This window comes from Streptomyces sp. NBC_00620 (assembly GCF_026341825.1).
In the GTDB taxonomy this organism is placed as follows: Bacteria; Actinomycetota; Actinomycetes; order Streptomycetales; family Streptomycetaceae; genus Streptomyces.
Map to the genome: position 1 here is coordinate 1,439,330 of NZ_JAPENY010000002.1, position 23,049 is coordinate 1,462,378.

Below are 23,049 nucleotides of genomic sequence, written 5' to 3' on the forward strand. Positions count from 1 at the left end.
GACGGCGTGTCAAGTCGGCTCTGACGCATAGTGCGTTCAAGGGCCGAACGCGAGCGCCGTCGGCACGTGTACATGCGGTCCACAACGACGTGCCCGCGCACCGAGGGAGTGACGGCTCATGTCCCACACCTTTTCCCGGCGATCGGCCCTGCGGCTGCTGGGCGGCGCCATCGCGGTCGCCGCGGCGGCCACTACCGGGTCTGCCCCGCTCGCCCATGCGGAGAGCAGATCCGGCGCCGGCCCTCGCGTAGAGGGTTTGATCAGCAAACTCACACTTGACGAGAAGATCTCCCTGCTGCACGGAGCCACCGACCCCGCCTCCCTCGGCCAGGCCGGATACGTGCCCGGAGTCCCCCGCCTCGGCATCCCCCCGCTCCGCCTCGCCGACGGCCCTGCCGGTGTCCGCGTCGCCCGGCACGCGACAGCCCTGCCCGCCCCCGTCCTGCTCGCCTCCGCATTCGATCCCTCGCTCGCCCGCCGCTACGGCCAGGTCATCGGGCGCGAGGGCCGCGCCCTCGGCCAGGACGTGCTGCTCTCCCCGATGGTCAACCTCATCCGGACCCCGTACGCGGGCCGCAACTTCGAGACGTTCAGCGAGGACCCGCTGCTCTCCGGCGACCTGGTCGCGGCCGAGATCCGCGGCATCCAGGGCGAGGGTCTCATCGCCACGGTCAAGCACTTCGCGCTGAACAACCAGGAGAAGGACCGCATGTCCGTCGACGTGCGGGTCGACGAGCAGACCATGCACGAGGTCGAACTGCGCGGCTTCGAGGCGGCCATCGGGGCCCGCTCGGGCGCGGTGATGGGTGCGTACAACAAGGTCAACGGCACCTTCGCCTGCGAGAACAAGGCGCTGCTCACCGACGTCCTGCGCGACCGGTGGGGATTCGAGGGCTGGGTGATGACCGACTGGTTCGCCGCCCACAGCACCACGGCCGCGATCACCGCGGGCCTCGACATGGAGATGCCGGACGGCACCTACTTCGGGGACGCGTTGAAGAAGGCCGTGCAGAACGGCGCCGTCTCCGAGACCTACGTGGACCGGGCCGTACGCCGCGTCCTCGCGGTGATGGACCGCTTTGGGCTGCTCGACGGCAGCGCCCCGCCCCGCCCCGCCCGTGACGCGAAGGCGGGCGCGGCCGTCGCCCTGGAGGTCGCCAAGGCGGGAGCGACGCTCCTGCGCAACGAGCGCCGGACCCTCCCCCTGACCGGCGGCAGCATCGCGGTGATCGGCCCCACCGGCTCCCTCCCGTTCGTCAGCGGCGGCGGCAGCGCCCATGTCGTCCCCGACCGCGCCGACAGTCCCCTCGACGCCATCAAGTCCCGCGCGGGACGCGGCGCGAAGGTGTCGTACGCGCTCGGCGAGGACCTCTTCGGGAAGGCGATTCCCAGTGGCGCGCTCACTACGGGCGTCGACACCGAGGCCCAGGGCGTCGCCGCCGGGCAGACCTGGACGTACGAGGGGACGCTCACGGTCGCGGACGCCGACGACTGGACCTTCGTCATCCACTACTCGGGCGAGCGGCCCAAGGTGTTCGTCGACGGCGAGGACCTCTTCCCCGTCGCGCCCGGCTACGGCGAGTTCTTCCAGGGCGGACTCGTCACCGCCGCCCCCGACGGCCTGTCCGTGCGCCGCAAGACGCTGAACCTGGCCAAGGGCGCGCACAAGGTGGAGATCACTGCGAAGGGCGGGACCGGCGGGCAGCTCTTCCGGCTGCGGCGCAGCACCGGCGCGACCCGCGCGCAGGACGTCGCCGAGGCGGTCCGAGCCGCGCGAGCCGCGCACAGCGTCGTCCTCTTCGTCTACGAGGACGCGACGGAGGGCCAGGACCGTACGACCCTCGCGCTCCCGGGCCACCAGTCCGAGCTGATCGAGGCGGTGACGGCGGCGAACCCCCGTACGACCGTCGTCCTGAACACCTCCTCCTCGACCTCCATGCCCTGGCTGCGGCGCACGGCCGCTGTGCTCCAGATGTACTACCCGGGCCAGGAGGGCGCGGCCGCCACCGCCGCCGTCCTGTTCGGCGACTGCGACCCCGGCGGACGCCTCACTCAGTCCTTCGCGGTGGACGACGACCACCATCCGGTCGCCGGCGATCCGCTCCGCTATCCGGGCGTCGACGGCACGGAGGAGTACTCGGAGGGCATCCACGCCGGCTACCGCTGGTACGACGCCGAGGGTGTGCGCCCGCTGTTCCCCTTCGGGCACGGACTCTCGTACACCTCCTTCGCATACGACGACCTGCGCGTACGCCGGTCCCGTCGCGGCCTCGAAGTGAGCTTCACCGTGCGCAACACCGGGCGGCGCGAGGGCGTCGAGGTCCCACAGGTCTACGTCGGCCCGTCTTCGGGTCTGCAACTCGACCAGGCGGTGCGGGTGTTGGGCGGATACCAGCGGCTCAGGCTGCGGGCGGGGGAGCGGCGCCGGGTCACCGTGGTCGTCGAGCGGCGCACGCTCTCCTCCTGGGACACGAAGCGGCACGACTGGGTGCTCGGCACCGGGCGCCGCACCCTGTGGGTGGGGGCGTCGTCGCGGGATCTGCGGCTGCGGACGACCGCGGAGGTGAGCGCGTGATGCGTCGACTGCTCGTCGGGCTCACCGCCCTCGCGGCCGTTCTCGCCGTCCCCGTGCCCGCCCAGGCAGGGGGCAGGCCGCACGCTCTCGTGCGAACGGACGCGGGCTGGGTCCGTGGCGAAACCACCGCCGAGGGGCGGCAGTTCCTCGGCATTCCGTACGCGCAGCCGCCCGTCGGGGGCCTCCGCTGGAAGAACCCGAAGCCCGTCGAGCCGTGGAAAGGTGTGCGTACCGCACGGGACTTCGGCAACCGGTGTGTCCAGACGGCGAGTTGGGACCCCGGCTACGAACAGCCCAGCCACACCGAGGACTGCCTCGACCTCAATGTGTACGTCCCCGAAGGCGCCGGACGGCGTCCGGTGATGGTCTGGCTGCACGGCGGCGGGCTCACCGCGGGCGCCGGTGAGGACATCGTGCCCGACACCTTCGCCCGGCAGACCGGCGCGGTCGTCGTCACCGTCAACTACCGCCTCGGCGCGATGGGTTTCCTCGCCACGACAGGGCTCGACGGCGAGGCGCGCGACGGGGTCTCCGGCAACTTCGGCATGCTCGACCAGCAGGCCGCGCTGCGCTGGGTTCGCTCCAACATCGGCCGCTTCGGGGGCGATCCGGGCCGTGTCACCATCGCGGGCGAGTCGGCGGGCGGCCGCTCTGTCTGTACGCAGATGGCCTCGCCGACCTCAAAGGGCCTGTACCGCGCGGGAATTGTCGAGAGCGGCGCCTACGCGAACTGCGCGGCGCGCGCCCACGGGCCGGCGGTCGAAGCCGGTGCGGCCTTCGCGAAGAAGGTGGGCTGCGCCGATCTCTCGCTCGCGTGCCTGCGCGGCAAGTCCTCCGCCGAGATCCTCGCGGCGCAGGCCGGCTTCGACTGGGGTCCCGTCGTCGGCGGCGACTTCCTGCCCGTGCAGCCCTTCGAGGCGTACGCGAAAGGCGCGGCCTCCGGGGTTCCCGTACTGAACGGGGCGAACAAGGACGAGGGCCGGATGTTCGCCTTCGCCCAGTTCGACGCGGGCGGGACGCCTCTCACGGCCGAGCGGTATCCGGCCGTGGTGACGGACGCCTGGGGCGCTGAGCTGGGCGAACGGGTGATCCAGCGCTACCCCCTCGCCAACTACCCCTCTCCGACCACCGCCTACGGCACCGCCTTCGGCGACTACCTGATGGCGTGCCCGGCGCTCCGGCTGAACGGCGCCCTCGCGACCCGCGGCCCGGTCTACTCGTACGAGTTCGCCGACCGCACCTCCCCGCCCTTCGCCTCCCTCCGCGAACTGGACACGGACTTCGACTTCGGGGCGACCCATGTCAACGAGGTGCAGTACCTCTTCAAGCACTTCGGGCTCCAGACGCCGCTGAACGCCGAGCAGCGGGTGCTGTCGCGGCAGATGGTGCAGTACTGGGGGTCCTTCATCCGCGGAGGCGTGCCGCGTGCGGACGGACAGCCCGCGATGCCCGACCGCTCCGAGCTGGTGCTCTCGCTGCGGACCGCGTCCGGGGGCGGGAACTCCCTGAGCGCGACCGTCCATCAGGAACACCAGTGCGACCTGTGGGACGCGGCCGTACTCCGCTGACGGGTAGGCTTCCCGGCGTGCGCGCGGCTTGCTTCGCGCGCACGCCGGGAATGCAGGTACGCGAACGGGAGGATCCGGCGTTGCACGTCCAGGAATGGCTCGAGACGGTGCCCGCGGTCGCCATCTACGCACTGGTGGGGCTGGTCATCGGCCTGGAGAGCCTGGGCATCCCGTTGCCAGGCGAGATCATCCTGGTCTCCGCGGCGCTGCTCTCCTCGCAGCACGGCGGGATCAACCCGGTCATCCTCGGTGCGTGCGCCACCGTGGGCGCGATCGTCGGTGACTCCATCGGCTACGCCATCGGCCGCAAGGGCGGACGACCACTGCTCGCCTGGCTGGGCGCCAAGTTCCCCAAGCACTTCGGCGAAGCGCACATCGCGACGGCCGAGCGGTCCTTCGAGAAGTGGGGCATGTGGGCCGTCTTCTTCGGCCGCTTCGTCGCCCTGCTGCGGATCTTCGCGGGCCCGCTCGCGGGCGTGCTGAAGATGCCGTACTGGAAGTTCCTGATCGCCAACGTCCTCGGCGGGATCATCTGGGCCGGCGGCACCACCGCGGTCATCTACTACGTGGGCGTGGTCGCCGAGGACTGGCTCAAGCGCTTCTCGTACCTCGGTCTGGTCGCCGCGGTGCTCATCGGGCTCGCCTCGATGCTGGTCGTGCGCCGCAAGGCGAAGAAGGCGGCGGCCCAGCACGAGGCGGCCGAACGCGAGGCGGCCGAGCCGGGCGCCGTCCCGGCACCCGCCGCCGACTGATTCGAACCGGACCAGACCAGCAGACCGGCCCGGTTCACGCCGGGCCGGACCCGGTCACTTCTCCTCGTGCACCGCGCGGTGCGTCTTCGCCCGCTCCACGTACCAGGCGCCGTTCAGCGAGATGCCCTCGCGCTCCTCGTCGGTCAGCTCCCGCTTGACCTTGGCGGGTACACCCGCGACCAGCGAGCCAGGGGGCACCCGCATGCCCTGCGGCACCAGCGCCTGCGCGGCCACCAGTGAACCGGCGCCGATCACCGCGCCGTTGAGGACCGTCGCGCCCATCCCGATCAGGCAGTCGTCCTCGACGGTGGCGCCGTGGATCACGGCGTTGTGCCCGACGGAAACGCGCTCGCCGACCGTGAGGGGGAAGCCCGGGTCGACGTGGAGCGTGCAGTTGTCCTGGATGTTGCTGTCGGCGCCGACGACGATCGGACCACCGTCGGCGCGCAGCACCGCGCCGTACCAGACGCTTGACCCCGCGTGCAGGGTCACCTCGCCGATCACCACGGACATCGGGGCCACGAAGGCATCCTGGTCCACCTTCGGATCCTTGCCGCCGATCCCCGCGATCAGCGCCTGCTGCGTCATCACCGTCTCCTCCTCGTCGGTACTCCGGCACCGTATGCCATCGGTGCCGGGCCGGGTGGGGCGAAGATCACAGCCGTACGACCTCATCGGCGCACGAGGTGCTGAGTACCGTGAGCGGGTGCCCACGAGCAAGAACACGTTCTCATCATGGCGGCGCCACCTCGCTCAGCGTGCCGTCCACGCGGGCTGGGCCTGGGTGCAGCGCACGGGCGCGGTGACGGCCGAACACCCGGGACGGCTCCGCTTCGGCGCGATAGGAACGAGTACCAGGCTGGCCTTCCCGCTCGGCACGGTCTTCGGCGAACCCTGGATCCACCTCGGCTCCCACTGCATCGTCGGCGAACAGGTCACGCTGACCGCCGGTCTGATGCCCGACCTCGACCTCGGACCCGACCCGATCCTGCGCATCGGCGACGGTGTGGTGCTGGGCCGCGGCAGTCACGTCATCGCCGACACGACGGTCACCATCGGCAGCGACTGCTACTTCGGGCCGTACGTGTACGTCACGTCCACGAACCACTCGTACGACGATCCGCAGGTGCCCATCGGGAAGCAGTGGCCGCGGATGGAACCGGTGGAGATCGGGCCGGGCTGCTGGATCGGGACCGGGGCGGTGATCCTGCCGGGCGCGCGGATCGGGCGGAACGTGGTGGTGGCGGCCGGTGCGGTGGTACGAGGTGAGGTGCCGGACCACGCGGTCGTGGCGGGCGCTCCCGCACGGGTCGTACGGCGCTGGGACCCGGTGAACGGGTGGCAGCCGCCGCTGCGGACCCCGGCGCCGGTGCCGATCCCCGACGGGGTGACGCCGGAGCAGTTGTCGGCGCTGTCGGGGCTCGACGAGGAGACGGCGGCGCGCCTGGCGGAGCTGGACCTGGAGTCTCAGGGCGCGCCCGGGGACGTACGCACCGAGACCTGACTCAGCCCGTCGCCAGCAGGACCGTGCCGACCAGGGCGAGGCCCGCGCCCGCTGCCTGGACGCCGCGCAGCCGTTCGCTGAGGATGCCGCGGGCGGCCAGGGCCGTGACCACCGGATACAGCGAGGCGAGGACGGCGGCGACGGTGACCGGGCCGTGCTGGGCGGCGATGGAGTACGTGCCGTTGGCCGCGACATCGGCGAGGCCTACGAAGGCGAGCGCGGGGAGCAGGGCCCAGGGGAAACCGCCCTCGGGGAGGGCCCGGGCGCCGCGCTTCACGGAGACGAAGAGGGCGGTGCCGCCCGCCGCCACATTGGTCACGCGCTGCACGAACAGGGCGAGGAAGAGGCCGGTGAGGCTCGTCGACGCCTCCGCGATCAGCGACATCACCGCGCCGAAGCCGAAGGCGGCGAGGAGAGTGAGCAGTACCGCCTGCCGCTGCACCGGGGCGCCCCTGAGCTGCGGACCGCCCGCCAGCAGGACGCCCACGACGGCGACCGCGATGCCCGCGAACTGGAGCAGCCCCGGGCGCTCGCCGAGGACCAGGCCCACGCCGACCGGTACGGCGACGCCCAGGGAGCCGAGCGGCGAGACGACGCCCATCGGGCCGAGGGCCAGCGCCTTGTAGAAGGCGAGCATCGCGACCGGACCGACCAGGCCCGCGGCCACCGCGAACCACAGCTGCGGGCCGAACTCGCTCCAGCCGCCGGTGGCGAGCACGACCGTGCCGAGGACGGTGGCCGCGATCGTCTGCGAGGCGACGACCACCGTGAGGGCGGGCATACGTCGGGTCAGCAGCCCTCCGCCGAAGTCGGCCATGCCCCACAGGAGGCTGGTGGCCAGGGCGAAGAGTGCTGTCACGGGGTGCCTCGCAGTACAGTTCGGTGAACGATCCGGTGCACTACACAATAGTTCACTGTATTGAACTCTGTCATTCAAAATATTGGACGGAATGTGTCGGACCTCGACCTCCTGACCCAGTCCCTGGCGCGCAACGTCAAGCGCTGGCGCACCGAGCGCGGCTTCACCCTGGACACGCTCGCCGCCCGCGCCGGAGTCAGCCGCGGCATGCTGATCCAGATCGAGCAGGCCAGGACCAACCCCAGCCTCGGCACCGTCGTCAAGATCGGCGACGCGCTCGGCATCAGCATCACGACCCTCCTGGACTACGAGCAGGGCCCCAAGGTCCGGATCGTCCCGGCGGACCAGGCCGTACGGCTGTGGCACACCGACGCCGGCAGCTACAACCGGCTGCTCGCGGGCACCGAGGCGCCGGGACCGCTGGAGATGTGGGACTGGCGGCTGATGCCGGGCGAGAGCAGCCCCTCCGACCCGCATCCCACCGGCACCGTCGAACTCATCCATGTCACGGAGGGCGAGCTGACCCTCACCGTCGACGGCGCCGAACACCGCGTCCCGGCGGGCGCCAGCGCCTCGTTCGAGGCCAACACCCCTCACACGTACGGCAATGACGGCGATGTGCCGATGGAAATGATCATGACGGTGTCGGTACCGGGCGTGCACTGAGACACCCGACCGGGCGCTCGGGCACGGCTGTTAGCGTGCCGTCATGCGCGCACCCATCGGAGACTTCGACCACGCCACACCCGCCCCCGACTGCCTCGGCGAACTCATCGGCCCGGTCGCCGACGCCGTACGCGACTGGCGCGGAGACATTTCCGCCGACCAGATCGTCTATGTGGACACGGACCCCGACTGGGCCGACACCGCGACCTTCGTCGAGCACTACGGCAAGGAACTGCTCGACCAGTCCGCCAACTGCGTGGTCGTCGCCGGCAAGCGCGGCGGCGAGACCACGCTCGCCGCGTGTGTCGTCCTCTCCGCGACCCGCGTCGACGTCAACGGTGTCGTCCGCCGCCAACTCGGCGCCCGCAAAGCCTCGTTCGCACCGATGGACATCGCGACCGGGGAGACCGGCATGGAGTACGGCGGCATCACACCCATCGGACTCCCCGGCGACTGGCCGGTGTTGGTCGACTCGGCGGTAGTCGACCTGCCGTACGTGCTGGTCGGAAGCGGACGGCGACGCGGGAAACTCCTGGTACCGGGCAAGGCGTTCGCGGAACTGCCCAATGTGGTGGTGCTGGAGGGGCTCGGCGTCGCCTGACGGTGGGTCAGGCGGTGGTGTGATGTGCCAGCGTCAGGTGGGGGTCGCTCTCGCCCGGTGCCGGGGTCGGATCGGCGTGGACCAGGGCCGCGGTGAGCTTGGGTACGGCGTGCAGCAGGGCGTGTTCGGCCTCGACGGCGATGTCGTGGGCCCGGCGCACGCTCACCTCGCCGTCGACCACGACCGCGACCTCGGCACGCAGCCGGTGCCCGATCCAGCGAAGCCGCAGCTCACCCACCCCGCGCACGCCCGGCACCTCCCGCAGCGCCGCCTCGGCCCGGTCGACCATCGCCGGGTCGACCGCGTCCATCACGCGCCGGAACACCTCGCGCGCGGCGTCGCGCAGCACCAGCAGAATCGCGGCCGTGATCGCCAACCCCACGAGAGGGTCGGCGAGTTGCCAGCCGAGTGCCGCGCCGCCCGCGCCCACCAGGACGGCCAGTGAGGTGAATCCGTCCGTACGGGCGTGGAGTCCGTCCGCCACCAGCGCGGCGGAGCCGATCTCGCGGCCGACACGGATGCGGTGGCGGGCGACCCACTCGTTGCCGATAAAGCCGATGACCGCGGCGACGGCGACGACCGGGATGTGGTGCAGCGGCCGGGGGTTCAGCAGCCGGTCGACCGCCGTCCAGGCCGCGAAGGCGGCGGACGCGGCGATCGTCAGCACGATCACGATCCCCGCGAGGTCCTCCGCCCGGCCGTAGCCGTAAGTGAAGCGCCGCGTCGCCGCGCGGCGGCCCAGCACGAAGGCGATCCCGAGCGGTACGGCGGTGAGGGCGTCGGCGGCGTTGTGCACCGTGTCGCCGAGCAGGGCGACCGACCCCGAGAGCACGACAACGACCGCCTGCGCGGCGGCAGTTGCCCCGAGAACGACCAGCGAGACCCAGAGGGCACGCATGCCTCGGGCCGACGACTCCAGGGCGGGGTCGAGTTTGTCGGCGGTTTCGTGGGAGTGGGGGGTGAGGAGGTGGCGTAGGCGGTGCCAGGGGCGGTGGCGGTGGGGGTGATCGTGCTTGTGGCCCTGCGGCGAGTTGTGGTCGTGGTCGCGACTGCGGCCGGGCGGCGAATGGTGTTCGTGGGAGTGGCCGTGGGTGTGCTCGTCGCTCACGTGGGTCCCCTTCGGGCGCGCGGGAGTGGACGCGGCGGTGTCCACGGGACCATTATGTGCGTATGAGCGCACGCATGCACCTATCACCTGCACATGATGCGCATCCGCGCACCCCTGACGAGGACCAGTTCGCGCTCGCGGCGGAACTCCTCGCCCTCCTGGGCGACCGGACCCGCCTCGCGCTGCTCCATGCCCTGACCGGCGGAGAAGCGGACGTCACGACACTCACGGAAGCGTGTGGAGCCGCTCGGCCCGCGGTCAGCCAGCACCTGGCCCGGCTCCGTCTCGCCGGGCTCGTGAACACCCGCAAAGAAGGCCGCCGAGTGATCTACTCACTCGGCGACGGCCATCTGCGCCGGGTTGTCGACGAGGCGTTGAGCCTCGCCGACCACCGCATCAACGACCGCCCGGCTCACGACTGAGCGCTACGACCGGGTCGGCGTCGGCGTCAGAAGACGTGGGCCGTGTCGTCCTCGCCCTCCTCCAGCAGGTTCGCCGCCTCGCCCACGACGCTCGGGTCGGGGCTGCCGACGACCTCCTCGTCCTTGTCGGTGTAGTCGAAGCGGGCGAGGACGCTGCGCATGGCCTCGACGCGGGCCCGCTTCTTGTCGTTGCTCTTCACCACGGTCCAGGGCGCCTGCTCGGTGTCCGTCTCGCGGAACATCGCGACCTTGGCGGCGGTGTAGTCGTCCCAGCGGTCCAGCGAGGCCAGGTCCATCGGGCTGAGCTTCCACTGCCGTACGGGATCCACCTGGCGGATCGTGAATCGCGTGCGCTGCTCGCCCTGCGAGACCGAGAACCAGAACTTGATCAGGTCCACGCCGTCGTCGACCAGCATCCGCTCGAAAGCGGGCGCCTGCCGCATGAAGCGCCGGTACTCGTCGTCCGTGGCGAAGCCCATGACACGTTCGACACCGGCGCGGTTGTACCAGGACCGGTCGAACATCACGATCTCGCCCGCGGTCGGCAGATGCTCCACGTACCGCTGGAAGTACCACTGGCCGCGCTCGCGCTCGGTCGGCTTCTCAAGGGCCACCACCCGCGCACCACGCGGATTGAGGTGCTCGGTGAACCGCTTGATCGTGCCGCCCTTCCCTGCCGCGTCCCGTCCCTCGAAGACGATGACGAGCCGTCGCCCGGACTCCTTTATCCAGCTCTGCAGCTTCAGCAGTTCTATCTGCTGGAGCCGCTTGTGCCAGTCGTACTCCTTGCGCTCCATGCGCTGCGGGTACGGGTAGTTCTCCCGCCAGGTGTCGACCGGGCTGCCGTCAGGGCGGATCAGTACGGGGTCGTCGTGGTCGCTGTAGTCGACCCGCATCCCCGCCATCAGTGGCGTCATGTCAGCCTTCCCTTCTCCCGGTGCGTCAGTGTCGGTGCCCGGCTTCAGTGCCGGGCGACAGTTCCGTGCGTCAGTTCCGGTGTCAGTGGAACTGCGGCACGATCAGGTAGATTCCGTACGCCACCACAGCCGCGCAGGCCAGGAAGCAGAGCCCGGCCTGGGCGAACCCCAGGGTGTCGGTGCCGCCGTCGCCATCGCGCGCGGACTCGACCCGGGCGAGGCCCAGCACGCCGAGGGCGAAGACGACGACCACTCCGACGGTAACTCCCGTGCTCACCGCGGCAACCTCGCCGAGTGCGCTCCAGTCGACATTCATGTCCAGAAATCTCCGTGGTTAGGCGGCCGCGCCGACATCGGCCGGCGTCGCGCTGCGGATGGTGACCTCGTGGGCGTCGTTGACGTTGTTCGCGCTCACCGGGTTGCGGCGCGAGGCGATCACGATGGCGGCCGCGACGGCCAGGGCGACGAGGGCGATCACCACGGTGCCGACGGTCCCGCCGTTCGTCACCACGCTCGCCGAGACCCCGCCGACCAGCGCAGCGGCCGGCAGGGTGACCAGCCAGGCGATCACCATGCGGCCCGCGGTGCCCCAGCGGACCTCGGCCAGGCGCCTGCCCAGACCGGCGCCGAGGATGCCGCCCGAGCAGACCTGCGTGGTGGAGAGCGCGAAACCCAGGTGGGCGGAGGTGAGGATCACAGTCGTGGAGGCCGCCTCGGCCGCGAAGCCCTGAGGCGACTGGATGTCGGTGAGCCCCTTGCCCATGGTGCGGATGATCCGCCAGCCGCCCAGGTAGGTGCCGAGCCCGATGGCCAGACCGGCCGACGCGATCACCCATACCGGGGGACCGGCGTCGTGGCCCAGCGCCCCCGCCGAGATCAGCGTCAGCGTGATCACGCCCATCGTCTTCTGGGCGTCATTGGTGCCGTGCGCCAGCGAGACCAGTGAGGCGGAGGCGATCTGGCCGAGGCGGAACCCCTTGGTCACCGACTTCTCGCGGGCTCGTGCGGTGATCCGGTAGGCGAGGTAGGTGGCCAGCAGAGCGGCGATGCCCGCCACGAGGGGGGAGGCCACGGCCGGGATCAGGATCTTCTGGACCACCATGTCGAAGTGCACGCCGTTTTCGCCCGCGCCGACCCACACCGCCCCGATCAGTCCGCCGAACAGGGCGTGCGAGGAACTGGAGGGAAGCCCGACGAGCCAGGTCATCAGATTCCACAGAATCGCTCCGACCAGCCCCGCGAAGATCATGCCCGGTGTGACCAGTGTGTCGTCGACGATGCCGCCGGAGATCGTCTTGGCGACCTCGGTGGAGAGGAAGGCCCCGACGACGTTCAGAACTCCGCTGATCAGGACCGCTGTTCTCGGTTTGAGCGCACCTGTGGCGATGGACGTGGCCATCGCGTTCGCCGTGTCGTGGAACCCATTGGTGAAGTCGAATGCCAGCGCCGTGACGATGACGACCGCCACGAGGAACGTGATGTGGTCCATTCCTTGATGGAAGCAATCGCAGCTGTACACATGGCGAACCGGAGGCAAAGGCTACGTATGGCGGTGTAAAGGTGAGCGTGTGTTTGCGGTCGGGTCGGACCAGGTCGCGCTGTCGCAGGCCAATCGCTTGCCGTGATCGTCAACTGGTCGTCAGGATGGGGGCATGCCTGCCTTCACCGCTCCCGACGGGACCGAACTCGCCTATCACGTCCTGGGCGAGGGCGAACCGTTGCTCTGCATACCCGGTGGCCCGATGCGCGCCTCCGCCTACCTCGGCGATCTCGGCGGACTGTCGAGGCACCGTCGGCTGATCGTGCTCGACCTGCGGGGCACCGGCGCCTCCGGCATCCCGGCCGACCCGGCGACGTACCGCTGCGACCGGCAGGTCACCGATGTCGAGGCCCTCCGCGCGCACCTCGGACTGGAGCGCGTCGATCTTCTCGCGCACTCGGCGGGCGGCGACCTCGCCCTTCTCTACGCGGCCCGGTATCCGCGGCGCGTGCGCACCCTGACGCTCGTCACCGCCCGTGCGCGCGCCCTGGGTGTCGACTTCACCGAGGAGCACCGCCGGGAGGCGGCCGCGCTGCGCAAGGCCGAGCCCTGGTTCGCGGATGCGAACGAGTCGTACGAACGGATCTGGGCCGGTTCCGGGACCGACGCCGACTGGGATGCGGTCGCCCCGTTCTTCTACGGCCGTTGGGACACGGCGGCCCAGGCGCACGCGGCGAGCGACGTCGAGCAGTCCAACGAAGAGGCCGCGGAGCTGTACGCGTCCCCTGCTGCCTTCGACCCGGCCGGGGCCCGGGCCGTCGTCGCGGGGTGGGACGCGCGGGTCCTGCTCCTCGCGGGCGAACTGGACAGTGGCCCGCTTCCCCGCGTCGCGGACGCGATCGCCGAGTTGTTCCGTGCGGCCGAGACGGTCGTGCTGCCGGGCGCGGGTCACTTTCCGTGGCTCGACGACGCCGGCCGTTTCGCGGAGACCGTCAACGCGTTCCTCGACCAGGGGCACTGACCCCTCAGGTCAGCCGCAGGTCGATCCATTGGACCGTCTCGCCCGGCAGCGAGTACCGCTCGATCTCGACGAACCCGTGCTTCTCGGCGAACCGCAGTCCGTCCTCGTTGGACGCCAGAATGCACGTCTCGATCACCTCGGCACCCAGCTCGCGCGCCTGACTGAGGCCGCGTCCGTAGAGCTCCTCGCCGAAGCCCTGCCCGCGGTGCTCGGCGAGCACACGGGCGATCACCGTGACGGTGGCGGTGTCGTCCGCGGGCGGACGCACCGTCGTACAGCCCACTAGGACATCACCGAGATACGCGACCTCGAGGCGGTAGCGCTGGGCGCGCTCCCACGCGTCGTCGAGGGACATCGCGGCGGGCGGGACGATCACATTGTGGACGTACTGCCAGTCCTTGAGACGGGCCTCGTCGTCCGGCTGCTCGATACGAAGAGTGGGCACCGGAGCAGGAGACCCGGGAGCGGCGACCGGTGTCAACTGGGTTCGCCGCTCACGGCAGTTGAGGGTCCGCGCAGTCGGAGCAGTCGTTGCATCCCGCGAGCCGGGCCGGTCAGCCGAGCCTCGGTATCTCGATTGCGGGGCAGCGGTCCATGACCATGTCGAGACCGGCGGCGCGGGTGCGCTCGTACGCGGCTTCGTCGATGACGTCGAGCTGGTACCAGACGGCCTTGGCGCCGATGGCGGCGGCTTCGTCGGCGACGGAACCGGCGAGTGCGCTGTTGACGAAGACGTCCACGACGTCGACTTGGAAGGGGATCGCTTCCAGAGAGGGGTATCCCTTTTCACCGAGGACCGTCTCGGCCTTCGGGTGGACGGGCACGATGCGCTTGCCGAAGCGCTGGAGGACGTCGGCGACGCCGTATGCCGCGCGCCGCTGGTTCGTGGACAGGCCCACGATCGCCCAGGTGTCGCCGAGCTCGGTGAGGATCTTGCGGATCGTTGCTGAGTCGCCGTACACGCTTGGCCTCCGTGGGATTCATGCAAGGGCTGCTGTGCCCGACAACAGCGGGCGGAGCGCGGTGATTCCTCGGTCGCCGTTGATCACGAACTGACGCCGCGTCCTCACATCGCCGTGCGCCTTCCATGTATGCGCACTTCGCCTCGCGGGCGGAGGTCGTCGACGCGGCGATGAGCCGTGCCATCGACCGGGGCAACGAGGTACTGGGCGCGGTCGGCCTGACCGGTGACCCGCTGCTCGCCCTGGCGCGGTACGTCGAGGCCGGCTGGCACCTGGTGGACCAGGCGCGGGCGCTGCTCGTCGCTGCTCAGCGGGAACTCTCCGCCGGACGCATCCGTGAGCTGCATGCCGGCCCCGCCGCCCGGGTCGAGGCGCCGGTCGCCCGGGGCCGCGCCGAGGGGGCCTTCCGGACGGACCTGCCGATCGCGTGGATGATCAATGTCCTGCACGCGGTCATGCACAGTGCGGCGGACGAGATCCGCGCCGGCCGTCTCACTTCCGAGCGTGCCGCCGACCACATCACGGCCACGGTGCTCGCCGCCTTCACACCGCCGGGGAAGCCGGTACCCGAGACCGGCGGCGGAGCGTAGCCCCATCGTCCCTCGCTGAGAGCCGCCCCCCGGGTCCTCCGGCGGCCTGTCGGACCGACTGAGCCGCGGTCGGCGTACGAGCGCCCCGAACTCGCATGTCCGGGCGGACCGTCAGAGCACGCCCGGCGGCGCCTACGAGGTCGACCCGAACTCCTGCTCGTTCTCGAAGCGGTCGGCGGTCCGCTCAGTGCGCCGGGGGCGGGCGAGAGCGCGCCGGCCCAGGGCCACGCCGATCAGACCCAACGGAATGGCCGCGATGGCTCCCACCATCCCGTTGCCTGTGCCGGGGCCGCCACTGGAGGTGGCCAGGTGCAGCGCCGCGAGGGCCGTGCCGACCAGGCCCGCCGCCATGGCCGACATGGCGGCGGTACGTGCGTTGCCGACGCTGATACGGCCGGCGACGCGGGTCAGGGCCAGCCAACCGATGGCCACGCCGATCAGCCCCACCCCGAGGGCCAGGTTGGCCCCGGTCCGCCCGTCGCCGATGACTCCGCCCTCGGCGGCCACCGTCAGGACATCTGTTGCGCTCACGCCGCTCTCCTCCTTCTTGCGTGCCAAGTTCCGTGGTTCCGCTGTCCCTTGAGCGTGCCTGCCGACGGCACGGCCGGTCGTCCGGCAGGCGCGGTCTCTTCGGACTGCCGTCGACGCGGCAGTCGACTACCGCACACGCGGCAGGCGGCGGGCAGGTACCGCGGGCGCGGTAGCCGGCCGCTCCTCCGCGGGCCGGACTCGCCCGCAGCGGCGTCCGGTTAGGGTGCGCGCATGGACACAGGGCGTTTTCGTGTCCCGGCCGGTGTCATGGACTGGGTGATTGCCGTCGGCGTGGCGGCACTGCTGCTGGGAACCGGGTTGTCCGAGCGGCAACCGGCCGGGGAGCGCGAACTGTTCGGCGCCGTGCTGCTGGCGGCGGGCGGTCTGGCGCTGATCGCGCGTCGCAGGGCTCCGATTGCCGTGCTGGCTGTCACCGGCCTGTGCGCGGTGGGGTACGAGGCGGCCGGTTTCGAACTGCTGGCCGTCCCGTACCTGGTCGCGGTGTACGGCGCCGTGCGGGCCGGACACCGTGCCCTGACGGTGGCGGCATCCGTGTCTCTCCTCGTCGTCCTCCCTCTCACTGCGCTGGTCTTCCGCGACGGTCCGGCGCGCGAGGCGTTCGCGCAGGCCCGGAACGTCCTGGAGATCGCCTGGCTGATCGCCGCCTTCGCCGCCGGGGAGGCGCTGCGGCAGGCCGAGCGGCGGGCGGACGAAGCCGAGCGCACTCGCGAGGAGACCGCTCGGCGCCGCGCCGACGAGGAGCGGCTGCACATCGCGCGGGAGCTGCACGACTCCCTCACCCACCAGATTTCGATCATCAAGGTGCAGTCCGAGGTCGCCGTCCATGTGGCCCGCAGACGCGGCGAGCAGGTGCCCGAGGCGCTACTGGCGATCCAGACGGCCGGACGGGAGGCGACCCGGGAACTGCGCGCGACTCTGGAGGCCCTGCGCGACGACGACACCACCCCGCCGCAGAGCCTCGAGCACGTACCGATACTGGTGGAGCGCGCCCGTTCGATGGGCCTGGACGCAACGCTGACGATCGAAGGGCCCCGGCAGGACGTGCCGGCCGCCGTGGGCAGGACCGCCTACCGCATAGTCCAGGAGGCGCTGACCAACACCGCCCGGCACGCCTGCGCCACCACCGCGGCGGTCCGGATCGAGTACCGGCCCGACGGGCTGTCCGTCCAGGTGGACGACGACGGCAGGGCCGCCCCCGATGACGCCCCCGCCCACGGCCTCGGGCTGCTCGGCATGCGCGAACGCGTCACCGCCCTGGGCGGCCGGCTGCGCGCGCAGCCGCGCACCGGGCACGGGTTCACCGTCCAGGCCGAACTCCCCGTGGAGCGAGCATCATGATCCGTGTCCTGCTGGTCGACGACCAGCCGCTCATCCGCAGCGGCTTCCGCGCGCTGCTCGACCTCGAGGACGACATCGAGGTGGTGGCCGAAGCCGCCGATGGCGACGAGGGGTTGTCGCTCATCAAGGAGCATCTGCCCGACGTCGCGCTCATCGACATCCGGATGCCGGTCATGGACGGCATCCAGGCGACCCGGCGCATCGCCGCGGACCCGGCCCTGGCCGGCGTGCACGTCGTCATACTGACCAACTACGGCATGGACGAGTACGTCTTCGAAGCGCTGCGCGCCGGCGCCGCCGGGTTCCTGGTCAAGGACATCGTGCCGGAGGACCTCCTGCACGCCGTACGAGTGGCCGCCCGCGGCGACGCTCTCCTCGCCCCGTCCATCACCCGCAAGCTGATCCACCGGTACGTCACCCAGCCGCTCCCCGCCACCAGTGCCGCGCTGGAGGAGCTGACGAGCCGCGAACGCGAAGCGGTCGCCCTGGCAGCACGGGGCCTGTCCAACGGCCAGATCGCCGAGCACATGGTGATCAGCCCGATGACCGCGAAGACCCACATCAACCGGGCCATGACCAAACTCCGCACCCGCGACCGTGCCCAACTCGTGGTCCTCGCCTACGAATCCGGGCTGGTCACCCCGCGCAACCCCTGAAGGCAGGGCGCCGGCCCAGGCCGCCCTGCGATTCCCGCCGGGCCCCTCGGTGCGGTGCGGCCGCGCCCCGGCGCTGTCCGGAATGGGTCCCACCTCCCTGCGTGCGACGTCCCGCACGCCTAGGCTCACGCTGTGCTGCGTATCACCGATGTTCGAACGGGCGAGCCCACTGATGCCGTCCGCGCCCGACGGGCCCTGGCCCGTGTACGGGTGCATGTGCCGACGGCCGACACATCCGCGCTGCGGGTGCTGCTGGTCGCCGACGTACTGGCCCGGGCCCTGGAAATCGGCGGGACCCCCGCCGTCACCGCGGCCGACCCACCCGAGGAACTCCGGGTGCGCGCCGACGCACTCGGCATCCGCCGCGCCGAAGCCGGTACGGCCGGCGCGGGCCCGGCCCTGCACGTGCTCGTGCAGGGCGACACCGCGCCTGAGGACGACATCCGGATCGAGGTCGCCCCGGTCACCGGCACGGCCGATCCGGCACTCCTGCGCATGATCCTGCTCGCGACCCCGCGCCGGGAGCCCGTCGACCTCGCCACCGCCGACCTCGAAGGCGCCCGGGAGACGCTCGCGCGCTGGCGGAAGGCGGTCGCCACCTGGGCGACCCGGCCGTCCAAACCCGTTCCCGAAGCCGTACGGCAGGAACTGCGGGCCGCATGGGAGGACGACCTCGACGTGCCCGCCGTACTCGAGGTGCTGCGGCGCGTGGAGAGCGACGAGGGCATCCCGGACGGCGCCCGCTTCGAGACGTACGCCTACGCGGACCGTCTCCTCGGGCTCGAACTCACCCGCGACATCGGGTCGGTGCGGTGATCACGCGCGCGGGAGCCGGCCCGCTGCGCAGGCTCGTCGTCCTGCGGCACGCCAAGTCCGCCTGGCCGGTGGGCGTGGCCGACCACGAGCGGCCCCTCGCACCGCGCGGCCGCCGCGACGCCCCGGCCGCCGGACGCGCCCTCGCCGAAGCGGACTGCCTGCCGGACCTCGCGCTGTGCTCCACCGCCGTACGGGCCCGGCAGACCTGGGAGTTGGCCGCCGCGCAGTGGGGCACCCCGCCGCCCGTGCGACTGGACGGGCGGCTGTACGGGGCCGACGTACCGGAGTTGCTGGAAGCCGTGCGTGAAGTCCCGGATCAGGTGGCCACGTTGCTGCTGATCGGGCACAACCCCGGCCTGGAGGAGCTGGTCCTCGAACTGGCCGGTGACAGCCTCGACGGCGCGCTGGACGACGTACGGACGAAGTTCCCGACCTCGGCCGTGGCCATCCTCGCCTGGCACGGCGCCAACTGGGAGGAACTCGCCCCCGGCGCAGCCCTGTTGACGGACATGGCCGTGCCGAGAGGCAAGAAGAAGGCCTGAGGTTCAGCCCACGTGGATCCGGGGCCTGCGCTCCGGATCCGGCTCGGCGCGGCGGAGCACCTCGCGGGTGACCGGGGCGACCTCGCCGTCGCCGAAGACGAGGAAGCGTACGAGGTGACTCAACGGGTTGCCCTCGGTCCAGTTGAAGTACGCGTTGGGAACCTCGCCGGTGCGCTCGCGCAGTTGCATCAGGACGGCCGCGATGGTGTTGGGCACGGTGGCGCCCTCGACGCGCAGCCTGCGTACGCCGTGCTTCTCCTCGCCGTGCACGGTGAGGTCGGCGGTGAAGTCCGAGGAGTCCGTGACGAAGACCTCCAGGAACAGCACCGGACGCCCGTCGGGGATGTGGGTGTGCTCGCGCTGGCTGTACTCCTTGGCGCGGTACTCCCGGGTGGTGTGCTCCTGCGGCTCGTTGGCGATCAGCTGGAGCGGCCCGCTCGCCGCGGCCTCGTCGATGAAGTGGGCCGCAGCCTCGTCGAACGTGACGTCGGCGGCGCGCAGTTCGAAGGCGCGACGCACCCGGGACGCGAACGAGGTGAGCAGGATCGCGAGAATGAAGATCCCCGCGATCTTGATGCCGTCGGGCCGCTCGATGACATTGGTGACCAGGGTGTACGCGAAGACCGCGGTGATCGCGCCGAAGCCGATCGTGGCGCCCCGGTGGCCCCGCTGGTGCACGGCGACCGTCGAGGCGAAGGACGCGGACAGCATCAGGACGAGCACACCGGTCGCGTACGCGCCGCTCTGGTCGTCGACGTTGGCGTTGAACCACAGCGTGATGAAGACCGCGGCCGCCATGAAGACCAGGACCAGTGGGCGCACGGCCCGGCTCCACTCGGGAGCCATGCCGTAGCGCGGCAGATAGCGCGGTACGAGGTTGAGGAGCCCGGCGAGCGCGGAGGCGCCGGCGAACCAGAGGATCGCGATGGTCGAGATGTCGTAGACCGTGCCGAAGGCCTCACCGAGGTGCTCGTGCGCGAGAAACGCGAGCGCACGGCCGTTCGCCGAGCCGCCGCTCTCGAACTCGTCCTGGGGGATCAGGATGGTCGTCGCCAGGCTGGAAAGGAGCAGGAAGCCGCTCATGATCACGGCGGCCGTGGTGAGCAGCTTGCGGGTTTCGCGGATCCGGCCGACCGGCTTCTCGTACGTGTCCGTCGAGTCGCCCTTGACCTGCGGCATCACCGCCACGCCCGTCTCGAAGCCGGACATGCCGAGTGCCAGCTTCGGGAAGACGAGCAGTGCCACGCCGACCATCGCGAGCGGCGAGGAGTGCTCGGCCGTCATCATGTCCGTCCAGTCGCCGATCTTGACCGGGTTGCTCAGCACCTCCCACGCGGAGGTGGCCAGAACGACGACATTAAGTGCGAGATACGCCGTCACGAGGACCACGGCGATACCGATGGCCTCCTTGAAGCCCTTCAGGAAGACCGCACCCAGACCGGCGACCAGGACGAGGGTGATCCAGACGTTCCCGCCGTGCATCCAGTGCGGAGCGAAAGGATTCTCCACGACGTGCGCGGAGGCGTCCGCAGCCGACAGCGTGATCGTGATCATGAAGTCGGTCGCGGCGAACCCGAGCAGCACGAGGACGAAGATCTTCCCCGACCACCAGGGCAGCAGCCGCTCCAGCATCGCGATCGAACCCTCGCCGTGCGGGCTCTCGTGCGCGACACGGCGGTACACCGGCAGCGCGCCCAGCAGGGTCAGCGCGATCAGCACGAGCGTCGCGAGCGGGGAGAGCAGTCCGGCCGCGAGGGCGGCGATACCCGGCTGGTAGCCGAGCGTGGAGAAGTAGTCCACGCCGGTCAGACACATCACGCGCCACCAGGTGTGGCCCTGGTGCTCGGCGTCCGGGGTGGCGTGCGGGCCCGGGTGACGGGCCGACCGCTCGCTCAGGCCCTCCAGGAGCCACGCCCGCCAGCGGGGCGTGGCGGCGGAGGGTCCGGGATGGCCGGGCGCGTCCGAGTCGGAACTCTCCACCTGAGTGCCGGTCATGCTGCGATCTCCCTGCGATCGGTAGGGCCGGCGATCCGGCATCGGTCGAACCGTTCCCCGGCCTGGGCCTTGTGGGCAACGACGAGCGAGTATCCACCACCTCCTTGTGCACACGTCGGCCGGGGCGACCGTGCGCGGATCCGGCGTGCTCCACGCGCGCGTGCAGCACATACGCTGGCGTGATGCAGGACGAGTACCGCACAGTGGCCCGCGTGGGCGTGCACGAGACCGAGGTCAACCGCTCCCGTTTCCTGTGCGCCCTCGCCCCGGCCGCCACCGAGCGGGAGGCCCAGGACTTCATCGCCGGCATCCGCAAGGAGCACGCCGACGCCACCCACAACTGCTACGCCTACGTCATCGGAGCCGACGCCGCCGTCCAGCGGGCGAGCGACGACGGCGAACCCGGCGGCACCGCGGGCGTCCCCATGCTCCAGATGCTGCTGCGCCGCGACATGCGGTACGTCGTCGCCGTCGTCACCCGCTACTACGGCGGCGTCAAGCTCGGCGCGGGCGGACTGATCAGGGCGTACGGCGGTTCGGTCGGAGAGGCCCTGGACACCCTGGGGACCCTCACGCGCCGCAGGTTCCGGCTGGCGACGCTGACCGTCGACCACCAGCGTGCGGGCAAGGTGCAGAACGATCTGCGCTCCACCGGGCGCGAGGTACGTGACGTGCGTTACGGCGAGGCGGTCACGATCCAGATCGGGCTGCCGGACGCGGATGTCGAGTCGTTCAAGGCGTGGCTGGCCGATGCCACCGCAGGGACGGCCGGGTTCGAACTGGGCGGAGAGGCGTACGGGGACGCGTAGGCGGGGCACACGGGCCGATACGGGAGTAGCCGCCCGTGATGTCTGACGCGGCCGTCGGTGGAGCGCGTGCCGGAGAGGTCTTCTTCCCGGACGCATGGAGGCTGTGGGCCACGCGTCACTCGAAGAGCCGTCGTCTCTGCGCGCGGGCCGTCAGACGGTGGCGGCCGGCGGGATCCACCGGTGGGTGCGGGGTGCAGCGCTGGAGAGGCCGTAGTCCTTCTTGAGGGTTTCGGGGATCGCGTAGTGCATGACGCGTCCACGGGTGAGGGATGACAGCTCGAGGACCGTGGTGAGGTGGCCGAGGCGGTCCAGGGCCCAGGCGCCGAGCGGGGAGCGGTCCTCAATGGTCTCCAGGACGCCGAGGACGTGGGGTACGGCCCTGACGACGGTGTCCCACGATGTGCGCGGGACGTGTAGCCAGTCGGCGCAGGTGTCGCCGATGAGGTGGCGGATGAGGGTGGAGACGATCGGGTCGAAGAAGGTGCCGGGTACCACCTCCTCGTAGAGGTCGATCAGCTGCCGGGTCAGATGCGTGCCCTCCTCGGAGGGCCCCATGTGCCGGACCATGTACAGGTCGAGGAACCCGCGCGCCTCGTCGAGAGTTCGGGGGACGGCGTCCTGGTCGACGCCCAGCATGGCGCCGACGACGCGCCACGCGTAGTAGTACGCTTCCGCGCCCTCGGCCGACATGTGAATCCCGAGGCGGTGCAGGCTGTCCAGGACGAGCAGAGAGAAGAACATCTGCCCGCCGATCATGTCCTCCTGGCAGATCGGCGTTCCGTGGGTCGCGGCGTCCCAGCGGTTTTCGCGGGTGAGGTGGTGGCGGATGGAGGCGTGCAGGAGGCGGACCTTCTGGGCGGCGGGGATGAAGCGGCTGCCGGCCTCGAAGGCGTCGGGCTGCATCAGATGGACGGTGAACTGGCCGGTCTCCGCCATCCGTTTGGACGGGTACTTCAGGCCATGGGTGGCCGACAGCAGCTTCGCCACGTGCGGGACGAGGTAGCAGGCGGGCATGGCGGCGAAGGACAGCGCGGTGGAGATGTGCACGTTGTTGTCGATGAAGAACAGCCGGGCCTTCTCCATCTCCGCCCAGTCCACCCAGGCCGGCGGCGTGCCGGTGGCTTCCAGGTACTCGCGCGCGACATCGGGCAGTCCGTCCGGGAGGGGAGCGCCGGCGGTGGAGACGTAGCGCATCAGGGTGTTGAACTTTCCCACCTCCCCCCGTTCGAAAAGCTCGGCGACGGTGGCATCGGCGAGTTCGTCGCCGGCCTGCCGCAGGGCGTCCATCGATGCGTCGGTGTAGGTCATGGCAGGGT

At 71.0% G+C, this 23,049-nt stretch carries 25 protein-coding genes; 14 read left to right on the forward strand and 11 right to left on the reverse strand.

Features of this window, described 5'->3' with window-relative positions; translation table 11 throughout:
• Nucleotides 1-118 precede the first annotated feature (118 nt).
• The 3 genes from OG246_RS25725 (at nucleotide 119) to OG246_RS25735 (ending at nucleotide 4,895) form a co-directional block, all read left to right on the forward strand.
• Complete coding sequence (locus tag OG246_RS25725) at nucleotides 119-2,575, forward strand: beta-glucosidase (RefSeq protein WP_266468252.1); 2,457 nt, start codon at nucleotides 119-121, stop codon at nucleotides 2,573-2,575.
• A complete protein-coding gene (locus tag OG246_RS25730) occupies nucleotides 2,575-4,143 on the forward strand; it encodes a carboxylesterase/lipase family protein (protein WP_266470908.1) in 1,569 nt (522 codons plus the stop codon). Before OG246_RS25725 ends, OG246_RS25730 begins: the two co-directional genes overlap by 1 nt.
• Nucleotides 4,144-4,223: 80 nt before the next feature.
• Nucleotides 4,224-4,895 (forward strand): DedA family protein, encoded by a 672-nt coding sequence (locus tag OG246_RS25735; RefSeq protein ID WP_266470910.1) that lies wholly within the window; start codon nucleotides 4,224-4,226, stop codon nucleotides 4,893-4,895.
• 54 nt (nucleotides 4,896-4,949) lie between these two features.
• Here the strand turns inward: OG246_RS25735 and OG246_RS25740 are convergent, their stop codons facing one another.
• A complete protein-coding gene (locus OG246_RS25740; protein WP_266468254.1) occupies nucleotides 4,950-5,483 on the reverse strand; it encodes a gamma carbonic anhydrase family protein in 534 nt (177 codons plus the stop codon).
• A gap of 118 nt (nucleotides 5,484-5,601) precedes the next feature.
• On the opposite strand from OG246_RS25740, the gene OG246_RS25745 reads away from it, so the two are divergent.
• The gene (locus OG246_RS25745) at nucleotides 5,602-6,399 is read left to right on the forward strand and encodes an acyltransferase (RefSeq protein ID WP_266468255.1); all 798 of its coding nucleotides are present in this window, start codon (nucleotides 5,602-5,604) and stop codon (nucleotides 6,397-6,399) included.
• A 1-nt stretch (nucleotide 6,400) separates the two neighbouring features.
• On the opposite strand, the gene OG246_RS25750 is transcribed toward OG246_RS25745, so the two are convergent.
• Complete coding sequence (locus OG246_RS25750; protein WP_266468256.1) at nucleotides 6,401-7,258, reverse strand: DMT family transporter; 858 nt, start codon at nucleotides 7,256-7,258, stop codon at nucleotides 6,401-6,403.
• Nucleotides 7,259-7,351: 93 nt separating this feature from the next.
• Between OG246_RS25750 and OG246_RS25755 the strand changes: the two genes are divergently transcribed.
• On the forward strand, nucleotides 7,352-7,924 hold the full coding sequence (locus OG246_RS25755) for an XRE family transcriptional regulator (RefSeq protein WP_266468259.1): 573 nt from the start codon (nucleotides 7,352-7,354) through the stop codon (nucleotides 7,922-7,924).
• A 43-nt stretch (nucleotides 7,925-7,967) separates the two neighbouring features.
• A complete protein-coding gene (locus OG246_RS25760) occupies nucleotides 7,968-8,525 on the forward strand; it encodes a YbaK/EbsC family protein (protein WP_266468260.1) in 558 nt (185 codons plus the stop codon).
• 7 nt (nucleotides 8,526-8,532) lie between these two features.
• Here the strand turns inward: OG246_RS25760 and OG246_RS25765 are convergent, their stop codons facing one another.
• Complete coding sequence (locus tag OG246_RS25765; RefSeq protein ID WP_266468263.1) at nucleotides 8,533-9,633, reverse strand: cation diffusion facilitator family transporter; 1,101 nt, start codon at nucleotides 9,631-9,633, stop codon at nucleotides 8,533-8,535.
• 62 nt (nucleotides 9,634-9,695) lie between these two features.
• Between OG246_RS25765 and OG246_RS25770 the strand changes: the two genes are divergently transcribed.
• Nucleotides 9,696-10,055, forward strand: coding sequence for a metalloregulator ArsR/SmtB family transcription factor (locus OG246_RS25770; RefSeq protein WP_266468265.1), 360 nt, complete (start codon nucleotides 9,696-9,698; stop codon nucleotides 10,053-10,055).
• Between the two features lie 26 nt (nucleotides 10,056-10,081).
• Here the strand turns inward: OG246_RS25770 and ppk2 are convergent, their stop codons facing one another.
• The 3 genes from ppk2 to OG246_RS25785 all read right to left on the reverse strand — a co-directional run bounded on the left by ppk2 (nucleotide 10,082) and on the right by OG246_RS25785 (nucleotide 12,461).
• Complete coding sequence (gene ppk2, locus OG246_RS25775) at nucleotides 10,082-10,972, reverse strand: polyphosphate kinase 2 (RefSeq protein WP_266468267.1); 891 nt, start codon at nucleotides 10,970-10,972, stop codon at nucleotides 10,082-10,084.
• Nucleotides 10,973-11,054: 82 nt separating this feature from the next.
• Entirely contained in the window at nucleotides 11,055-11,288 is a 234-nt protein-coding gene (locus OG246_RS25780) for a hypothetical protein (RefSeq protein WP_266468269.1), read from the reverse strand.
• A gap of 18 nt (nucleotides 11,289-11,306) precedes the next feature.
• Nucleotides 11,307-12,461, reverse strand: a complete 1,155-nt coding sequence (locus tag OG246_RS25785) for an inorganic phosphate transporter (protein ID WP_266468271.1) — start codon at nucleotides 12,459-12,461, stop codon at nucleotides 11,307-11,309.
• A 163-nt stretch (nucleotides 12,462-12,624) separates the two neighbouring features.
• Here OG246_RS25785 and OG246_RS25790 point away from each other — a divergent pair, with 163 nt between their 5' ends.
• Entirely contained in the window at nucleotides 12,625-13,473 is an 849-nt protein-coding gene (locus OG246_RS25790; RefSeq protein ID WP_266468274.1) for an alpha/beta fold hydrolase, read from the forward strand.
• A gap of 4 nt (nucleotides 13,474-13,477) precedes the next feature.
• Here OG246_RS25790 and OG246_RS25795 read toward each other — a convergent pair whose 3' ends face one another.
• Both OG246_RS25795 and OG246_RS25800 read right to left on the reverse strand, forming a co-directional pair.
• Entirely contained in the window at nucleotides 13,478-13,918 is a 441-nt protein-coding gene (locus OG246_RS25795) for a GNAT family N-acetyltransferase (RefSeq protein ID WP_266468277.1), read from the reverse strand.
• Between the two features lie 109 nt (nucleotides 13,919-14,027).
• The gene (locus tag OG246_RS25800; RefSeq protein ID WP_266468280.1) at nucleotides 14,028-14,435 is read right to left on the reverse strand and encodes a CoA-binding protein; all 408 of its coding nucleotides are present in this window, start codon (nucleotides 14,433-14,435) and stop codon (nucleotides 14,028-14,030) included.
• Nucleotides 14,436-14,560: 125 nt separating this feature from the next.
• Between OG246_RS25800 and OG246_RS25805 the strand changes: the two genes are divergently transcribed.
• Nucleotides 14,561-15,025 (forward strand): TetR/AcrR family transcriptional regulator, encoded by a 465-nt coding sequence (locus tag OG246_RS25805; RefSeq protein WP_266468284.1) that lies wholly within the window; start codon nucleotides 14,561-14,563, stop codon nucleotides 15,023-15,025.
• Nucleotides 15,026-15,157: 132 nt separating this feature from the next.
• Here the strand turns inward: OG246_RS25805 and OG246_RS25810 are convergent, their stop codons facing one another.
• A complete protein-coding gene (locus tag OG246_RS25810; RefSeq protein ID WP_266468285.1) occupies nucleotides 15,158-15,556 on the reverse strand; it encodes a DUF6223 family protein in 399 nt (132 codons plus the stop codon).
• Between the two features lie 231 nt (nucleotides 15,557-15,787).
• Between OG246_RS25810 and OG246_RS25815 the strand changes: the two genes are divergently transcribed.
• The 4 genes from OG246_RS25815 to OG246_RS25830 all read left to right on the forward strand — a co-directional run bounded on the left by OG246_RS25815 (nucleotide 15,788) and on the right by OG246_RS25830 (nucleotide 18,929).
• Nucleotides 15,788-16,915, forward strand: coding sequence for a sensor histidine kinase (locus tag OG246_RS25815; RefSeq protein ID WP_266468287.1), 1,128 nt, complete (start codon nucleotides 15,788-15,790; stop codon nucleotides 16,913-16,915).
• A complete protein-coding gene (locus OG246_RS25820) occupies nucleotides 16,912-17,571 on the forward strand; it encodes a response regulator transcription factor (protein ID WP_266468289.1) in 660 nt (219 codons plus the stop codon). The genes OG246_RS25815 and OG246_RS25820 overlap by 4 nt, the downstream gene beginning before the upstream one ends.
• A gap of 132 nt (nucleotides 17,572-17,703) precedes the next feature.
• On the forward strand, nucleotides 17,704-18,387 hold the full coding sequence (locus OG246_RS25825; protein WP_266468291.1) for a hypothetical protein: 684 nt from the start codon (nucleotides 17,704-17,706) through the stop codon (nucleotides 18,385-18,387).
• A complete protein-coding gene (locus OG246_RS25830; RefSeq protein ID WP_266468294.1) occupies nucleotides 18,384-18,929 on the forward strand; it encodes a histidine phosphatase family protein in 546 nt (181 codons plus the stop codon). The genes OG246_RS25825 and OG246_RS25830 overlap by 4 nt, the downstream gene beginning before the upstream one ends.
• Nucleotides 18,930-18,932: 3 nt before the next feature.
• Here the strand turns inward: OG246_RS25830 and OG246_RS25835 are convergent, their stop codons facing one another.
• Nucleotides 18,933-20,924 (reverse strand): amino acid transporter, encoded by a 1,992-nt coding sequence (locus OG246_RS25835; RefSeq protein ID WP_266468299.1) that lies wholly within the window; start codon nucleotides 20,922-20,924, stop codon nucleotides 18,933-18,935.
• Nucleotides 20,925-21,106: 182 nt separating this feature from the next.
• On the opposite strand from OG246_RS25835, the gene OG246_RS25840 reads away from it, so the two are divergent.
• Nucleotides 21,107-21,733: a YigZ family protein gene (locus tag OG246_RS25840; RefSeq protein ID WP_266468301.1), complete on the forward strand. Its 627-nt coding sequence runs from the start codon at nucleotides 21,107-21,109 to the stop codon at nucleotides 21,731-21,733.
• Between the two features lie 150 nt (nucleotides 21,734-21,883).
• Here OG246_RS25840 and OG246_RS25845 read toward each other — a convergent pair whose 3' ends face one another.
• The gene (locus tag OG246_RS25845) at nucleotides 21,884-23,041 is read right to left on the reverse strand and encodes an oxygenase MpaB family protein (RefSeq protein ID WP_266468304.1); all 1,158 of its coding nucleotides are present in this window, start codon (nucleotides 23,039-23,041) and stop codon (nucleotides 21,884-21,886) included.
• Between the last annotated feature and the right edge of the window lie 8 nt (nucleotides 23,042-23,049).